Raw genomic sequence first — 15,481 nt, forward strand, 5'->3', positions numbered from 1 at the left:
ACTCACGGATGTCGAAGAGGTAATTGGTGTTTTACCTGCCATGGCCCTCGAGATCCCGCCTTCGGTAGCTGGTCCATCGCGCGCTGGAAGTAGCCTGGTGCGAAATCGGCGAAGGGTTCTTCTTCGACATCTTCCCTGGATGAGCGGCTACGACGGTGTCGTAGCCGCGCGCGTCCATGCAATTGAGCAGGCGACAAACGTATTCCGATACCAGGTCGGCCCTCAAGGTCCACGATGCATTGATATAGCCCATGGTGAACGCCATGGTGGGCACATCGGACAGCAACATCGACTTATAGGTCATCGACTTGCTGACGTCGACATCCTGGCCGTTACGACCAAGCTTGGCGCCCCCAAAAGCCACAAGTTCAATCCTGTTGCGGTAGAAGATGATATCGGCCGCCAACTCGTGACCCGTTCTGGTGAAGCGGTCGATGTTGGCGAACGTTGCAGCATCGTTATGTGCCCGGCGCCGCTGTCGATAACGACGACGTTCTTTACCGGCATAATCAAGGTCTCTGGGCCGGTGCTGAGGTTGCAATATGGGCCCACCGAAGTTCTCCTCGCCGGGAAAGTTTGGTCGGTAACCCGCGTCGTAGTTGTAATAGCCGCTACACATGAAGACGAACCGCGCCTCGAGCTCTAATTCCTCAGCCGTTCCGAACCGCCTTGATGGTCCAGCGCCGGCTGGCGTCCGACCAAGCGGCAGACAAGACCTGGGTACCGAAGTGAATGTGCTCATGGATGCCGTTCTCGGTCGCGACCTCACGCAGATAGTTCTTGATTGTCGGCGCGTCGACAGTGAACCTGGCCGAGTGCCAGGGCTTGAAGGAATCCGAACGTGCACATATCTGAGTCCGACCTGATGCCCGGATACTTGACCAGATCCCACGTGCCACCCGGATCACTTCTGCGCTCTAGAACTACGTACCTATTACCGGGGCAGCGATCCTGCGGGTGCCAGGCAGCGCTGATACCGGAAATCCCCGCTCCCACGACCACCACATCGAACAACTCTGACATGTTAATCGAGGTTAGCAACCCGATGACCTTGTCGCCAAACCGCTCGATCGACTCCGCATCTACTCCGTCGGACCGCCTTGATGCGGCGCAGAAGGTCCGCGCCGCAACGCATCTGCGTGCCACAACGTGTTCTGACCACTTCACTTCCTAGTGAAAGAGGACCGGCATCGTCCTAGCCTTCCCCAAGGACCGTTATTGCCAAACGCAAGCTCGGCTGTCACTGGGGGACTGCACCCCACCGAGATAGTCCCAGAGGGAAATGAGTAGTTTCATGCGAACCCGAAGGTCGGCATCGATCGATGCGGCAGCGCACTTTGTGTGCGAGATCGCCGTGTCGCTACCGTGGTCCGGGTCGCGCGTGCAGCTGGGAGGCCGGAGGCATATTGGGCGGGGCGCAATGCTTGATGAGATCATCGACGTTCTGTCCGACCCGCTCAGGCGCGGTACCTACCGACGGTGGGTAGAGCATGATGTGGTCTAGCACGCCCTCGTAGCGGCGTAGCCCGTTGCGAACCTCGTCAGCGGTGCCGGCGACACCCATGACGTCGATCATGTCATCGGTGACGGCGTTGAACATGGCCTGAAAGTCGCTGCGGGTGAAGGCTTCTCGGATGACGGCACCCTGCTTGGCGAATCCGCAGAAGTCGAGCAGCGGTTCGTAGGTCCTGACCGAGGCGTAGAATGCGATCTGCTGCGCTACCTCGCGACGAGCGATCTCGGGGTCGTCGTGGATGGAGCACATCACCATCGACACGATCTCGACGCCGTTAGGGTCGCGCCCGGTGCGTTGTGCGCCCTTGGCCACCGCAGGCCGCACGACTTCCTCCACATACGCGGTGGTGAAGAGTGGATGCCCGGCCAAGCCGTCAGCGACCCGTCCGGCGGCTTCACACATTCGCGGCCGCACGGCGGCGGTGACGATGGGGATATTGCGCGCAGGGGGTTCTACCGGCCCGGTGGGGACGAGATTCATATTGTAGAAACGGCCCTCATGGCGGACGGGTCCTTCGTGCAGGTTCCAGATGCGCCGGATAAGGGGTACGAGTTCCTCGACGCGCAGGGCGGGGGCGCTGGTATCGGTGACAGAGTGCCAATCGCTCATCATCCGTTTGGTGCCGTTGCCGATCCCGAGCACGACCCGACCACCGGACAGTTCGTCGAGGTCGCGTGTTTCGGTCGCCAAGACCAGCGGACTACGTCCGATGCCGTAGAGGATTGACGACCCGATGCGACACCTGTTCGTCGAGGTTGCCATCGCCGCCATCGAGATGGATCCCGACCGGGTGTAGAACTCGGATGCCCAGACGGCGTCGAACCCGGCCTGGTCGGCAGCCGCGGCGGTGGCCTTCATCGCGGCAAGTTCAGGGGCGACGACTGAAAGTCCATAAGTACTCATAAGTGACGGCTCCATCGTGTGGTAGGTGACAGACGGTGTCAGCGGCTAGTTGACCCGAAGGCGAAAGCCCATCGCCGCCGACAGCAAGCAGGTGTGTCAGCGTTGCCTCAGGACCGCGGTCTCAGTCCTCGACGGCGAGAGCGCCTGTGGGGCAGCACGATACTGCTTCTTCGATGAGTGATCTGTGGCATTCCGGTGGCTCGGGGTTCACGATATTGAGTTGGCCATCGTGCCTGACCTCGAAGAAGTCAGGAGCCAGGCCTTCACACATTCCGATTGACGAGCATCGGTTGCGGTCGACTCTGATCTTCATACCACGCCGCCTTACGCGTTCGGGGTGAAGCGGACGGGAAGGTGATTCACGCCGTGGAAGAACGTGCTGACGGTGTAGCTGGGTGGCCCGCAGACTTCAATATCAGGCAGGCGGTGCAGCAGTTCTCTGAAGAGCGCAGCGAGTTGCTGCCTGGCCAGCTGGTTGCCGAGGCAGTGATGGATTCCCCCGCCTCCGAAGCTCACGTGCGGGTTAGGGTCGCGCGACAGATCGAACTTCTCCGGGTTAGTGAACACGGTGGTGTCCCAGTTGGCCGAGCTGTAGAAAAGTATGATCTTGTCACCCTCGGTGATCTGCTGCCCGCCCAGTTCGCAGTCGCGAGCCGCCGTCCGGCGAAATGTCATGATTGGTGTGGCCCACCGGACGAATTCTTCCACGGCCCCTTTGATCCGTCCGTCGAAATCCTCCATGAGCCAAGCTCTTTGGTCTGGGAAGTCCGTCAATGCTTTCATCGCGTGACTGGTGCTTTGGCGCGTGGTGTCGTTCCCGGCGATCGTGAGAAGTATGAAAAACGAGACGATCTCGTCGTCGGTGAGTTGTTCGCCGTCCACTTCAGCTTGAACGAGGTTCGTCATAAGGTCATCTTCGGGCTGCCGGCGACGTGCGGCGATGATTTCGCGGGCGCCATCGCCCAAGAATCCCATCGCTTGGAACAGGCGAGGTATGACCGGGTCTTCGCCCATCACCTCCGGGTCGCTCCACCCACCGGCATACCGTGACTCCCACGCGATGTCGCGGCGCATCGAGTCCGGCACGCCCATCATGTCGAAGATGTTGTGCATCGGCAGCAACGCGGCGCACTGGTCGACGAAGTCAGCCTCGCCTTGCGGGGCAAGGCCATCGACGACCCGTTTCGCGTTGGCCTCGATCTGGTGACTGGTCAGCCGCATTTGCTTCGGTGTGAATGCGGATGCCAGCAATCGTCGAATCTTGGTATGCCGCGGCGGGTCCATAGCGATGAAGCCTTGCGCGGTGTCGAGCAGTTCCTGCGGGATCGACTCCATCACAATGCCTTGACCAGACAGGAAATCGTCGTGTCGCCGGGTCGCCTCGACAAGTAGCGGGTGGGTGACCACGGCCCAGAAGCCTTGGTCGTCCTCGTCGTCGATCATGGTGTGCTCGACGCGCGGGTGCCAGCTGATGGGGGCGCGTCGGCGCAGCTCCGCGTAGGTCTTCTCACGGTCAGCGGCGGTGCCAGCCCAAAAGGCAGTCGAGGACAGGTCGGCAGAATCATACGAACGTGCTGAACGACGCTCCACCGACGACTTCGGAGCGGAAGCGCTGACAGTCATGAGGGTCCTCCCGAGCTAGTGTCTCCACGCCAGTGTTTACACTTTTCTCTATAAAGTCAACATCCAGACAAAAATCTGCGTTGTGTAAACGGCCTCGCGGGATCTGCGCCCAAATAGCGAAGGGCGATCCGCGAGATCCGCTCACCGGTCAGACTTGCATCGGCAGAAGGAAGCACGACATGGCTCACAGTGAGCCTCACCAGCGCATCGGCGACTTCATGCACGTCATCGGCATCCAGACCTGGAAAGTGCTCGTTGAACCAAGTCACGAGGGCTGCCGAGGATAGCTCCAGCAGCGATGCCGAGGTCGGCAGGAGCGGCAACATACCGGTTGTCTCGGAAACCGTTTTGTCTGTAGGCCGATTTGACGTCAACACCGCCTTCAAGAGCGGGCTCGCTTCCGCTTCCTCGAGGGTGTACGACACCGCGGCGGTGATACCCCCGCGGACATCTCCGGCGTGTTGTGCCGAAACTGCGTGAATGCCGTTCAAGAATCGTTCGCCTTCGGACACAACCAGCGCGTCACCCAGTCCCTGCTTATCGGTGAATTCCTTGTAGAGCGTCGGGCGGGACACGCCGACAAGCTTGGCGACTTCACTCATGCGAACCCGATGCCAGCCCTTCTCGATAGTGAGGTCACGCGCAGCCCTGAGAACTTGCTCACGCATGTGCTGGCGAAACGAGAGGCGAACGGACTCTGTGGACATGGTGAGCAGGATATGCGTCTTGCACAAGTGTTCCGTCCGGGCGGTGGAGGACCACACCTGCTTGCTGTCGAAGATGACCAATCGCCGGTCCCTGCATGATTTCGTTGATGCGGTTCTAACGCCGGCTCGGAGCGTTCGATGGCTTAGTCGGCAAACGCCGGCGTGATAACGGTGGGCGTAAGCGTTGCCAGGACAGTGGCCACGCTTGGTCGTCACCACCAAAGACCACGCGAAGTCGTTCCCCATTCCATGGGCGTCGTAGCGTCCTCGCTCCGAATTCTGCCGCCGCCTGATCCGAGACGCTTGCGCTCGCGTTAGGGCCCCAAACCATCTTCACCGATGACGTGCATGGCACCAAGCGCGACAGGATCCGCGCGAAAAGACCTTGATTGGCTTTCGATGCGCGTCTCATCGGAGTTCGAAATCTGCGATCTCAGGTGCACGCAATAGTTCTCGGTGCCGCTCGGGTGTCCACGGAAACAATTCGGGAAGCCCATCTTTGCCTAGGTACCAACTGTTGCAACCGGTAACCCAAATTGTTTGTGGCATCGCTGCTTTCATGCTGTCGTTGTAGCCCTTGGTGGCCAACTTGGTGGGCGCGGCGGCGACGATGCGGCCCTCACGGATCCGGTTAATCCACCACAGCACATAATCAGCCTGGTCCTCGGCGACCGGTATCAGTGACTGGTTGCCGATCGGCGAATGCGGACCCATCAGCATGAACAAGTTTGGGAATCCGGGCACCGCGACCGACCGATACGCCGTGGGGCCATCGGCCCATGCCTCGTCGAGGGTGAGCCCACGCTCCCCGACCACTGTCAGCGGGCGCACGTAGGCCCGGGCGTCAAACCCGGTGGCATAGACCAGCAGGTCGAGTTCGTGCAAGGTACCGTCGGCCGTGATGACGCCGCGAGGCTCGATGTGGTCGATCGTCTCGTTGATCACCTCCACACCCGGTTGTTGGACCGAACGGTAGAAATGTCCCGCCATAATCTGGCGCTTGCACATCGGCTGATCTTTCGGGGTGAGTTTCGCGCGCAACTGCGGGTCGCGCACCGAGAGTCGCAGGTTCCATCGACATAGCGTCTGAACCAAGCGGCGCTGAAATCCCGGACGGATCGGCGCGCGGCCGAAGATGCGCCTGACCACCAATCCCCAGAACCAATAGCCCAGGCCGTTCAACCTCGGCCACCGCGTCAACGCGGCCTGGATCAGCGGTGAGTAGTGCGGATTGGGCATCGGAAAGACCCACTGCGCAGTGCGTTGGAAGACGGTGAGCCGACTGACCTTGCCCCCGAGTTCGGCAATGATCTGTATGCCTGTCGAGCCCGTCCCGATCAGTCCGACCCGCTTGTCCCGCAAGGTGACGGAGTGATCCCATTCCGCGGAGTGGAACACCGGCCCGGCAAAACTCTCCTGGCCGGGAATGTCCGGATAGCGCGGCACCCGGAGCACGCCGGTCGCGGTGACAAGGACGTCGAATGTCTCTTCGCTGTCGTCGGTCGTGATCCGCCACCGCTCGTCGTCGTATCGGGCGGATATGACCTCGGCGCCGAACTTGATGTGCGGGCGGATGGCCCGTTCGTCGGCCACCTGCTGGAAATAGGCCTGGATCTCCGGCCCCGGCGGCAGCAGGTGCGACCAGTTCGGGTTGGGCCGAAACGAGTAGGAGTAATACCGCGATGGGATATCGCAGGTTAGCCCCGGGTAGGTGTTGTCTCGCCATGTGCCGCCGACATCCTCGGCCTGTTCGAAAATGGTGTACGAGTCAATGCCGGCGTCCTGCAGCTTGATCGCCATGCACAGTCCCGACATGCCCGCACCGATGATTGCGACTTTGACTGACCGTTGTTCCGTCATGTTCATCACTCATTCTTGAAGTGCTACTTGTACTCGGCACTGCCGATCACGCCGATACCGGCGCCGCTACGCACTAAGGCATTGATGCGCGCTTCCGCTCGTTGTCGGCACACGACCAGCCGTCCTACCCGCGCACGCCGGTGCGGCGACCCTTGTTCCGTGCACCAAGCGTTCCCTCCTGCTGCCCCAGTTGCGGACCGCTACACGTGTGGAGCCACCAACAGTGTTAACCGTCGTTAGCGTACCCCTCGAAAATGGCTCCGGTGGGTCAAAAGCCGCGCTGCGTGGACGTTCGGCACCCAGATGCCAAGCTGAATGCAGCGGCCGGCCCAAGGCGGAAATTGTTACGTCAGAGCCGCTCCGGCGGCGAAGAGCGATTCCGTGAGCCGCTTTTCGGCGTCAGGCACACGCTCGGCTGCGGCCGCAGTGGCGGCGGCGCGAGCCCGCAGTGGGGTGCCTGGGTTGTAAGCCATCCGGGCTACTTCGGTCCAGGCGGTCGACACCTCCCGAGCAGCCCTCGACGCCTCCAGGGCGGCTTCGGAATGCAGCAAGTTGGCGATGCTTCGACAGCCGTCGGCCTGCAGGGCCCTGAACAACCCCCCTCCCGTCCCCGCCTTCTCAATGAACGCCCACAGCGCAAACAGGGCGCTTTCGAGGTTGTGATCGTCCAGGGCGTCAGGCCACGCCGCCACGTCGACGGCGAAATGCTCGACACCATCGAGTCCATCCTTCTGTGCCTCAGGGTCGCGAGTGACTGTAAGACCCCGGCTGTCGGTGATTGCCGCCATCGCCTGCGCGCTTCGGATAAGGGCGGGACCGGCGATCGCCGCCAAGTCCGGCGCCGTAGTCGGCCAGTCGACGATGTAGGCGGTGTGACGGGTCGGCACGGGAAAGCCGGTCGAAGACCGTGCCCGACGGAGATCCTCGTAGGGGACCAGTTGGACCGAATCTCGGTCGTTGTCAACGACCAAGGCCACGCCTCGGTCGTCGTCGTAGCCGGTGATGACAATGTCGTGGCGGCTCATGCTCAACCGTGCGCGCAGATAGGGCAGATGAGCAATGTCGGCCCAAACCATCACGGGGGTGCGGCGGTCGAGTTGATCGGTCACCCACTTCCACCCGAGGTCGCCGTCATCGGTGGCGCGAATCTCGAACTGTGCACCGACATTAGTGAGGTATTGCTCTTCGAGATCGGGGCCCCTGCCAACGAGGTACACCGGCGGAAATAACTCGTCGGAACGGGCATAGGAAAAATCCAGCGTGCCGCTCAGCGCGAAAACCAGTCCTTCGCGGGGGGCGTGCACACCCCAACGGAGTCCGGCCCACTCGGTCAGATCGCGGAGGGCACCGGACCCGCAGTGGCCGCCGAGCTCGTGTCTGTAAGGCACCTCTACGCGCGCCATGACGATCCCGTCCTGACGGCCTGCCCAGGGCGTCTAGGGAAATCCTTTGGAGGCAGCCGCGTCGATGGCCGCGGGGCGCGCTGCAAGGGCACCTATCGACCCCGGCTAGTGCTTGTGCACTCTTGCCGGAACTGTTTTCGCAGTTCGCGTTTGAGCACCTTGCCAGCACCTGAGAGAGGGAGCGCATCAACGAACGAGGCTGTACGGGGCGCCTTGTATCCCGCGATCTGAGTCTTACAGAAGTCTCTGAGCTCTTCGGCTGTCACCGAGGAGTTTTCGGTCAAGACGACGACCGCATGAACGCGCTCGCCCCAATTTTCATCGGCAACTCCGATGACCGCGCACGCCGCCACCTCCGGGTGCCTGGACAGAACATTCTCGACTTCCGTCGAGTAGACATTCTCGCCACCCGAGATAATCATGTCTTTGATGCGGTCGACGACGAACACATAACCCCGCTCGTCCATGTAACCGGCGTCACCGGTGTGCATCCACCCATTGCGCAGCGCGGCCGCTGTCTCGTCTGGTTTATTCCAGTAGCCCAACATCACGTTGCCGCCACGCACGACGATTTCGCCGGTATTGCCCGGCGGCACTTCCTTATCGTCAGCATCGACGATTTTGACCTCGGCGCAGGGCGCGGCGCGGCCGGCTGAACGCAATAGGTCCGGATGCTCGTGGTCCTCAGGACGCAGGACTGTGGCTAGGGGGGACAGTTCTGTCATGCCATAACCCTGCATGAATCGCGCCGACCGCACGGTCTTCATCGCGCGCGACAGGACCGCCTCGGAAATCGGCGATGCCCCGTACATCACGTTTCTGAGGCTGGAGAGGTCGTAATCCCTGACGGCGGGATGGTCGACGACCATCTGCAGCATGGTCGGCACTAAAAGGACGTCGGTGACCTGGTGGCGTTCGATGGTCTGGAGAATGGCACTGGGCTCGAAAGTCGAGAGCATCACATGTGTGCCACCCAGGGTGGTTTGCCCCGCCCAGGCGGCCAAGTCCGCGAGATGGAACAACGGCGCAACATGAAGCAGTCGAGCCTCCGAACTCAGAAAGCTTCCCACGCTGAGCATTCCCAGCACGGAGGTCATCAGGTTCGCGTGGCTAAGCATGACGCCCTTGGGTAGACCCGTGGTGCCACCGGTGTAGAACACACCGGCCAGTTGATCGCCGCTGCGCCGCACGTCATCACCGACTTCGCCGCCGGCTATGAGTTCCTCATAGCAGAACATTCCCTCCGGGGTCGGGGCGTTTCCGCAATGAACGACTGCGCGCAGGTCAGGATATGACGCGCGAAGTGCGGGGACTGCTGGACTGAAGGCGTCATCGACAAATAAGACATCGGTTTGGGAGTCGCGCAGGGCGTAGGCAATCTCCGGAGGGCTCCAGCGGATATTGATCGGGTTTAATACCGCGTCCGCCCACGGCACCGCCAGCAGGTACTCATGGTAACGGTCGGAGTTGAGCGCCAGCATGCCGACGCGATCCCCGCGGTTAACGCCAATCGTCCGTAATGCGCTCGCCAACTTCGCGATTCGTTGTGCGGACTGCGCATAGGTCCGTGTTCGATCCGCGTCGATGGTGGCGAGGCGGTCCGGGTGTTGTTGCAGTGCTCTGTGCAAGCCCTGCGTGAGGTACATCACGTCTCCTCCTGAACTCTCAACCGGTGCGGGCCCGGCAATGACACATCCAGTGGCCCCGAGCGCCCTCACGTTATCAGTGGTTAACATTACTGGGGCGCCGATGGATAGCACAATCGTCCTTTGAACTCGACAACTGAGAGCCCACCCAGTCACCCGCCTGCATCGAATCGTCGTCACGTCCCACAATCGTGAATGCTTAGTCACATATGCTGCGACTTGTGGCGGGAACGGTGTTACCAGTCCCCACTTCCAAGTCGACTACTCCAATTAGGTGGCGTTGGAGGCGATAAAATCGAAGACCCCGTCGCAGCCCAGACCTGCACGCCCCGCAGAAGGTGTCGCTGGGACGTCCAAGTGGTCGCCGATGGGACGCCGGCATTGTCGATGGAGACAGTGCCCAGAACACGCGGAAGGACTACCTTGGATGATCCGGTGATTTATGACGTCGTCGATGGGGTGGCCTGGCTGACTATCAACCGGCCCCACTCTCGCAATGCGCTCAGTGTCGCCGTGCGCCAAGGATTATGGGATGGCGCACGTCGGTTCAATGAGGACGCTGACGCGCGCGTACTCGTTTTGACCGGCGCGGGTGAAAAGGCATTCTGCGCCGGCGGCGACCTTAAAGAGATGGCGCACCAGGCGCTGGCGGTTCCGCCACTGGACTTCGCCCCGCAGTTCGGCCGCAACATCGACATCGCTAAACCGACCATCGCGGCGGTCAACGGTGTTGCATTCGCCGGCGGGTTCCTGCTCGCACAGCAGTGTGACCTGATCGTCGCCGCCGAGCATGCCCTGTTCGCGATCACCGAAGTCAAAGTCGGCCGTGGAGCTCCCTGGGCCGCTCCTCTTTCGTGGCTCGTTCCACCGAGAATCGCTCTGCAGATGATGCTCACCGGCGAACCGATCAGCGCGGCCCGGGCGTTCGAAGTGGGTCTTGTTAACGAGGTGGTGCCCGCCGCTCGGCTTAGGGATCGAGCCCAGAAGCTGGGCGCTCTAATCGCTGGAAATGCTCCGCTGTCGGTGCTGGCCGCTAAACAGACTGCGTATCTATCGGCGCGACATCGCCTTGAGGAGGCATACACGCTGGCTGAGAAGATCTGGGAACCCGTGTACCACTCCGCGGACGCGCAGGAGGGCCCACGCGCATTCCGGGAGAAACGGGCACCTGTATGGCGGGGACGCTGAACACGCCGGATGTCTGCGAATGCTCGTGCCAAGGACCGCGCGGCGAGACCGCCGGCTGACTGGCGCGGCGTGCGGGCCCGCCAAGCAAGCCGATTGGCGGCGTGCTTAATCGTGGCCAGGGAGCCATCGACACGAAGCAAATCATTGACAGCCTCTGCTCAGCGAAATCACCCTCCCGAGGACACGCCGAGGCGAGGACACTCCGAGGTTGCGCCTACCGTCGACCTCGGCGCTGCGGCAACGCGTGGCTTGCCCGATCCTCACTGTGCGACTCGCACGGTGGAACGCCGAGAACAGCGTGCCCCATCCGCGCGAGCAGCACCGAGACGCGCTCGGGAGGCATCCCCGTATCGCGATATTGCAACGTCGATTGGATGGCACCGATCGCGCCGTGAACAACGGCGCGCAATTCCGTCTCGTCCAACTCCGGCCTTAACTCGCCCAAAACGTGCACCCACTCTTCAACGTAGAGGCGCTGTTTGCGGCGCAGGCGACTACGTCGATGGTCAGGCAGATTATGGACTTCTCGGTAGTAAACAATGGCGAGTTCGCGCTTCTCCATCACCAGGGCAACGTGGTCGGCTACTAAGGCAGTCAGCGCCTCGCGATCATCTCGGCTTTGTTCAACGATCGCCGACGCCCGTCGCAGCAGCGTGTCAATCACTTGTTCGAACAGTGCCGCCAGCAAGCCCGCCTTGCTGTCAAAGTGCCGGTAGATCGCTGGACCGACGACCCCTGCCGAGATGCCGATATCGGCCATAGAAACAGCGTGATAGCCACGGTCCGCGATGAGTTCGGCGGCGGCCGCCAGAATCCGCTCGCGACGCTCGCCTCCTCGCGTGCGGCCGACGGTGACTGTGTCGGTCACGGTCGACCATCCTTTCGCAGTCGAAGCAGCAATACCTCTTCCGTTCGAAACGCCCACACGTTCCGGGTGATCTACGAACGTTAACACTTCTTCACGATGCCCACTCCCCACGCACAACTGCCGCGCCATCCAACGTCCATACTGGGAGAGGCCCCGGGGTACCTCCAAGCGCGGCGCGGCTGCAACCACCAAGACAATCAACCCGGATAGATTGCAGTGATCGGCGGACGAGACCTCCTTCATTCGCATGAGTCGTAGATCTGGTGCACCGGAGCGCGACATCTACGCGATGGGTGTTGCAAATCCTTGGGCCTCGCACGTAACGTTAGCCACCAGTAACTGAGGCTGTTGAGCTTCGACGGTTTCTGGACTAATCGGGGCACGCGAAGCACTCCTTGAGGTGGCCACTTGCACGCGACGCCCGAGCCTTGCATTGACTTAAGTCGCGGTCGCGAGTGGGTAGGAAGGGATCGGTTTGAGAGATTCAGTGCCGATCCTCGCGCGAGGAGCCTGGCTGACCGATGCCGCCTATGCGCTTGATCGTGTTGGTGGGCGGCGCAGTCATGCTCCAGGACAATGCTTTCGGCGCGTGCGCTGGGAGGCGAAGACAAAGTTTCGCTCCGATTGTTTCGGAATTCAGCACACGGGCCGCTCGCCCCGTTGGGCGAATGCTTTCCGAATCGTCCGACTGCACAATCGAATTGAGACACCTTGCACCTGCGTGCAACCGCTGTTCGGTTGCCGACGCAATTCGATCCGGGAGCCATCATGACGGATATCGAAGCAACCACCAAACACATAGCCGGGACGGAAGGCTGCGCTGTGCCCAACGATCCGTGGACCACGCCGGAGCGGCTAGCACTGAGCCAGTTGGCGCGATCTTTCGTCGCTCGCGAGATAACACCGAAAGTGACGGATTGGGAGGAGGCAGGTGAAATCCCGCGCGAGCTGCACCGTAAGGCTGCCGATGTGGGACTTCTCGGGGTTGGATTCCCCGAGAACGTGGGAGGCAGCGGCGGCGACGCGATCGATTCGGCGTTGGTAACCGAGGCAATTCTGGCGTGCGGTGGGTCTACCGGCGTGTGCGCCGCGTTGTTCACCCACGGCATCGCGCTTCCGCACATCGCCGCGAATGGATCGGATGCCCTGATCGACCACTACGTTCGCCCCACCCTGGCCGGAGATATGATCGGCTCGCTGGCAGTCACCGAGCCCGGAGCGGGCTCAGATGTGGCGAACCTACGCACACGAGCAGTCCGCGATGGTGACACGTACGTGGTCAACGGTGCTAAGACCTTCATCACGAGCGGTGTCCGCGCCGACTTCGTGACTACCGCGGTGCGTACCGGGGGACCCGGGTACGGCGGAGTTTCGTTGCTGGTTATCGACAAGGGCACACCGGGGTTCAAGGTTGACCGCCGGCTGGACAAGATGGGATGGCGTTGCAGCGATACCGCAGAACTCTCGTTCTTTGACGTTCGCGTTCCCGCTGCGAACCTGGTGGGGGCAGAGAACGGCGGATTCTTGCAGATCATGCAGCAGTTTCAGTCGGAACGACTCGGCATTGCCGTGCAGGCATACGCGACGGCGGAGCGCGCGCTCAAATTAGCCAAGGGTTGGGCGCGCGAACGCCAGACTTTCGGGAAACCTCTGACGGCTCGTCAAGTGATCCGCCATAAGCTCGCGGAAATGGCCAGGCAGGTCGACGTCGCGCGCGCCTACACCCGCGCCGTGATGCAACGGTGGCTGGCCGGGGAGGATGTAGTCACTGAGGTGTCGATGGCCAAGAACACCGCCGTATACGCGTGCGATTATGTGGTGAATGAGGCGGTTCAAATCTTTGGTGGGATGGGTTATATGCGCGAGTCCGAAGTCGAACGGCATTACCGAGATTGCCGCATTCTCGGAATAGGCGGTGGCACCAACGAGATCATGAACGAGATCATCGCCAAGCGCATCGGCTTATAGCTGTTCGGCACTGAATCGGCCCACGACGACGTGTCTGGGCGACCGGCTCCGAAGGAGTTCACATGGACAGGGGTATTGGCAGTTGGGCGACGAAACGGGCCTTCCTGTCCGGCGACCGCACCGCCCTCGTTGACGATAACCGACGGATCACCTTCACTCAGCTCGATGAACGGACCAACCGGCTTGCGCGTGCCCTGCGAGCGCTCGGTGTCCGCAAGGGCGACAGGGTTGGCGGTCTCTTGATCAACAGTCCCGCGTTCATAGAAACGATGCTGGCGGCCGCGAAACTAGGCGCGATCTTCGTGCCCATGAACGTGCGGTTGGCGCCAGCAGAGGTGGCTTACCAGCTGGCCGACTCAGGCGCAGACGTGCTCGTGTATTCCAACCCGCTGGCCCCGGTCGCCCGCGCCGCGGTGTCAGAGGATGGGGTGCGGGTCCGCCACCAAATGGCCGTCGGCGGTGAATGCCTTGCCGGTGAGCTTTCCTACGACGACGTTGTGAACAGTGAAGCGCCCACAGCTGTGGGCTCCGACGTGGCGGGCCATGACATTGCAAATCTGATGTATACGTCCGGGACTACGGGGCGTCCCAAAGGTGTGATGCTCACCCACGACAACCATCTGTGGAACGTCATGAACGCGCTGACAATCGGGCGCGGGCTGCGTGAGACGGACGTGACCGTCGCCGTGGCTCCGATGTTCCACATCGGGGGACTCGGAGTGCACACGCTGCCGCTGCTGCATGTCGGCGGTTGCAGCGTGCTGCTGCCGTCCTTCGATCCGCGACAGACGCTGGCGATGATGGCCCAAGAGCATGCGACAGTGCAATTCATGGTTCCGGCGATGTGGGCCGCGCTGATGAACGTCGATGGATTCGAGGACCACGATTTGTCGGCTCTCGAACTGGCGGCTGCGGGTGGCGCACCGTGTCCGTTGACCGTCATCGAATTCTTCCAAGGACGCAGTCTGCCGTTCCAGGAGGGTTTCGGGATGACCGAAACCGCGCCTATCGTCTCATTCCTCGACGCTGAACACGTTAAGGAGAAGGCCGGATCGATCGGTCGGACGGCTTTTCACGTCGAAGCTCGTATCGTCGACGACGCCGACAACGACGTCCCCGTCGACGAGGTGGGCGAGTTAGTAGTGCGCGGCCCTAACGTATTCGCGGGCTACTGGGGTCTTCCCGAGGCGACAGTGCAAGCTTTTCGTGGCGGCTGGTTTCATACTGGCGACTTGGGCCGCATTGACCGAGAAGGTTTCATCACTCTGGTCGACCGAAAAAAAGACATGATCATCAGCGGTGGTGAGAACGTTTACCCGATCGAGGTGGAGCAGGTCCTCTACCGTCACCATGCCGTGCGCGAGGTCGCGGTTGTCGGTGTGCCGCATCCGCGTTGGGGCGAAACTCCGGTGGCCGTCGTGGCCCTTCAGCAGGATGCCGCCGTCAATGCAGAGGAGCTTATCGATTACGCTCGAGAACGCCTTGCCCACTTCAAATGCCCGTCACGAGTACATGTCGTTCCCGACTTGCCGCGAAACGCCACCGGCAAGGTGCTCAAGACGGAGCTTCGCCTGCAATTCGGCGGGGAGGGGCTTTCAGTTCTGCGTTGAAACGCCGTTCTCTCGGCCAGACGCACATTTGCTTTTCGCCACACCTCGACCACGTTGCGGTACGCAGAATGCGGTCAGCGGCAGCATGGACGTAAATCTTCGCACGCCTGCCGAATCGCTTTGGGTGAGAGTCGTTCATGGGTGGATACGAGTGGCAGCGCAGCGGGATGGCGGATGATCCGACGGTTC

The 15,481-nt window shown here is 61.5% G+C and carries 11 protein-coding genes and 1 pseudogene; 3 read left to right on the plus strand and 9 right to left on the minus strand.

The genetic code is table 11. The features are described from left to right. The 8 genes and pseudogenes from JF781_RS25820 to JF781_RS25855 form a co-directional block, all read right to left on the minus strand. Positions 1-1,023 (minus strand): annotated as a pseudogene (locus tag JF781_RS25820) (flavin-containing monooxygenase); the annotation flags it as partial. Between the two features lie 337 nt (positions 1,024-1,360). Further along, positions 1,361-2,419 (minus strand): LLM class flavin-dependent oxidoreductase, encoded by a 1,059-nt coding sequence (locus JF781_RS25825; protein WP_007172230.1) that lies wholly within the window; start codon positions 2,417-2,419, stop codon positions 1,361-1,363. 121 nt (positions 2,420-2,540) lie between these two features. Next, positions 2,541-2,732: a ferredoxin gene (locus JF781_RS25830; RefSeq protein WP_007172229.1), complete on the minus strand. Its 192-nt coding sequence runs from the start codon at positions 2,730-2,732 to the stop codon at positions 2,541-2,543. Positions 2,733-2,743: 11 nt separating this feature from the next. Beyond that, entirely contained in the window at positions 2,744-4,042 is a 1,299-nt protein-coding gene (locus JF781_RS25835; protein ID WP_007172228.1) for a cytochrome P450, read from the minus strand. A 56-nt stretch (positions 4,043-4,098) separates the two neighbouring features. After that, positions 4,099-4,710: a TetR/AcrR family transcriptional regulator gene (locus tag JF781_RS25840; protein WP_046184315.1), complete on the minus strand. Its 612-nt coding sequence runs from the start codon at positions 4,708-4,710 to the stop codon at positions 4,099-4,101. 447 nt (positions 4,711-5,157) lie between these two features. Next, complete coding sequence (locus tag JF781_RS25845) at positions 5,158-6,615, minus strand: NAD(P)/FAD-dependent oxidoreductase (protein ID WP_007172226.1); 1,458 nt, start codon at positions 6,613-6,615, stop codon at positions 5,158-5,160. 338 nt (positions 6,616-6,953) lie between these two features. Continuing rightward, positions 6,954-8,012, minus strand: a complete 1,059-nt coding sequence (locus JF781_RS25850; RefSeq protein ID WP_007172225.1) for a BtrH N-terminal domain-containing protein — start codon at positions 8,010-8,012, stop codon at positions 6,954-6,956. A 92-nt stretch (positions 8,013-8,104) separates the two neighbouring features. After that, positions 8,105-9,658 carry a long-chain fatty acid--CoA ligase gene (locus JF781_RS25855; protein ID WP_007172224.1) on the minus strand — a complete coding sequence of 518 codons (1,554 nt, stop codon included), beginning with the start codon at positions 9,656-9,658 and terminating at the stop codon, positions 8,105-8,107. A 387-nt stretch (positions 9,659-10,045) separates the two neighbouring features. On the opposite strand from JF781_RS25855, the gene JF781_RS25860 reads away from it, so the two are divergent. After that, positions 10,046-10,846 carry an enoyl-CoA hydratase/isomerase family protein gene (locus JF781_RS25860; protein WP_046184313.1) on the plus strand — a complete coding sequence of 267 codons (801 nt, stop codon included), beginning with the start codon at positions 10,046-10,048 and terminating at the stop codon, positions 10,844-10,846. Between the two features lie 214 nt (positions 10,847-11,060). Here the strand turns inward: JF781_RS25860 and JF781_RS25865 are convergent, their stop codons facing one another. Beyond that, positions 11,061-11,714: a TetR/AcrR family transcriptional regulator gene (locus JF781_RS25865; RefSeq protein ID WP_007172222.1), complete on the minus strand. Its 654-nt coding sequence runs from the start codon at positions 11,712-11,714 to the stop codon at positions 11,061-11,063. A 768-nt stretch (positions 11,715-12,482) separates the two neighbouring features. On the opposite strand from JF781_RS25865, the gene JF781_RS25870 reads away from it, so the two are divergent. Continuing rightward, on the plus strand, positions 12,483-13,682 hold the full coding sequence (locus JF781_RS25870; RefSeq protein ID WP_007172221.1) for an acyl-CoA dehydrogenase family protein: 1,200 nt from the start codon (positions 12,483-12,485) through the stop codon (positions 13,680-13,682). Between the two features lie 62 nt (positions 13,683-13,744). Beyond that, on the plus strand, positions 13,745-15,292 hold the full coding sequence (locus JF781_RS25875; RefSeq protein ID WP_007172220.1) for a long-chain fatty acid--CoA ligase: 1,548 nt from the start codon (positions 13,745-13,747) through the stop codon (positions 15,290-15,292). Positions 15,293-15,481: the final 189 nt, after the last annotated feature.

Source organism: Mycobacterium sp. WUMAC-067 (genome assembly GCF_020217485.1).
In the GTDB taxonomy this organism is placed as follows: Bacteria; Actinomycetota; Actinomycetes; order Mycobacteriales; family Mycobacteriaceae; genus Mycobacterium.

Excerpts from the sequence above, each read along its gene's own strand:
- JF781_RS25875 (WP_007172220.1), top strand. The coding sequence starts at position 13,745 with ATGGACAGGGGTATTGGCAGTTGGGCGACGAAACGGGCCTTCCTGTCC.
- JF781_RS25870 (WP_007172221.1), top strand. The coding sequence starts at position 12,483 with ATGACGGATATCGAAGCAACCACCAAACACATAGCCGGGACGGAAGGC.
- JF781_RS25855 (WP_007172224.1), bottom strand. The coding sequence starts at position 9,658 with ATGTACCTCACGCAGGGCTTGCACAGAGCACTGCAACAACACCCGGAC.
- JF781_RS25835 (WP_007172228.1), bottom strand. The coding sequence starts at position 4,042 with ATGACTGTCAGCGCTTCCGCTCCGAAGTCGTCGGTGGAGCGTCGTTCA.
- JF781_RS25845 (WP_007172226.1), bottom strand. The coding sequence starts at position 6,615 with ATGAACATGACGGAACAACGGTCAGTCAAAGTCGCAATCATCGGTGCG.
- JF781_RS25850 (WP_007172225.1), bottom strand. The coding sequence starts at position 8,012 with ATGGCGCGCGTAGAGGTGCCTTACAGACACGAGCTCGGCGGCCACTGC.
- JF781_RS25825 (WP_007172230.1), bottom strand. The coding sequence starts at position 2,419 with ATGAGTACTTATGGACTTTCAGTCGTCGCCCCTGAACTTGCCGCGATG.
- JF781_RS25840 (WP_046184315.1), bottom strand. The coding sequence starts at position 4,710 with ATGCGTGAGCAAGTTCTCAGGGCTGCGCGTGACCTCACTATCGAGAAG.
- JF781_RS25860 (WP_046184313.1), top strand. The coding sequence starts at position 10,046 with ATGGAGACAGTGCCCAGAACACGCGGAAGGACTACCTTGGATGATCCG.
- JF781_RS25830 (WP_007172229.1), bottom strand. The coding sequence starts at position 2,732 with ATGAAGATCAGAGTCGACCGCAACCGATGCTCGTCAATCGGAATGTGT.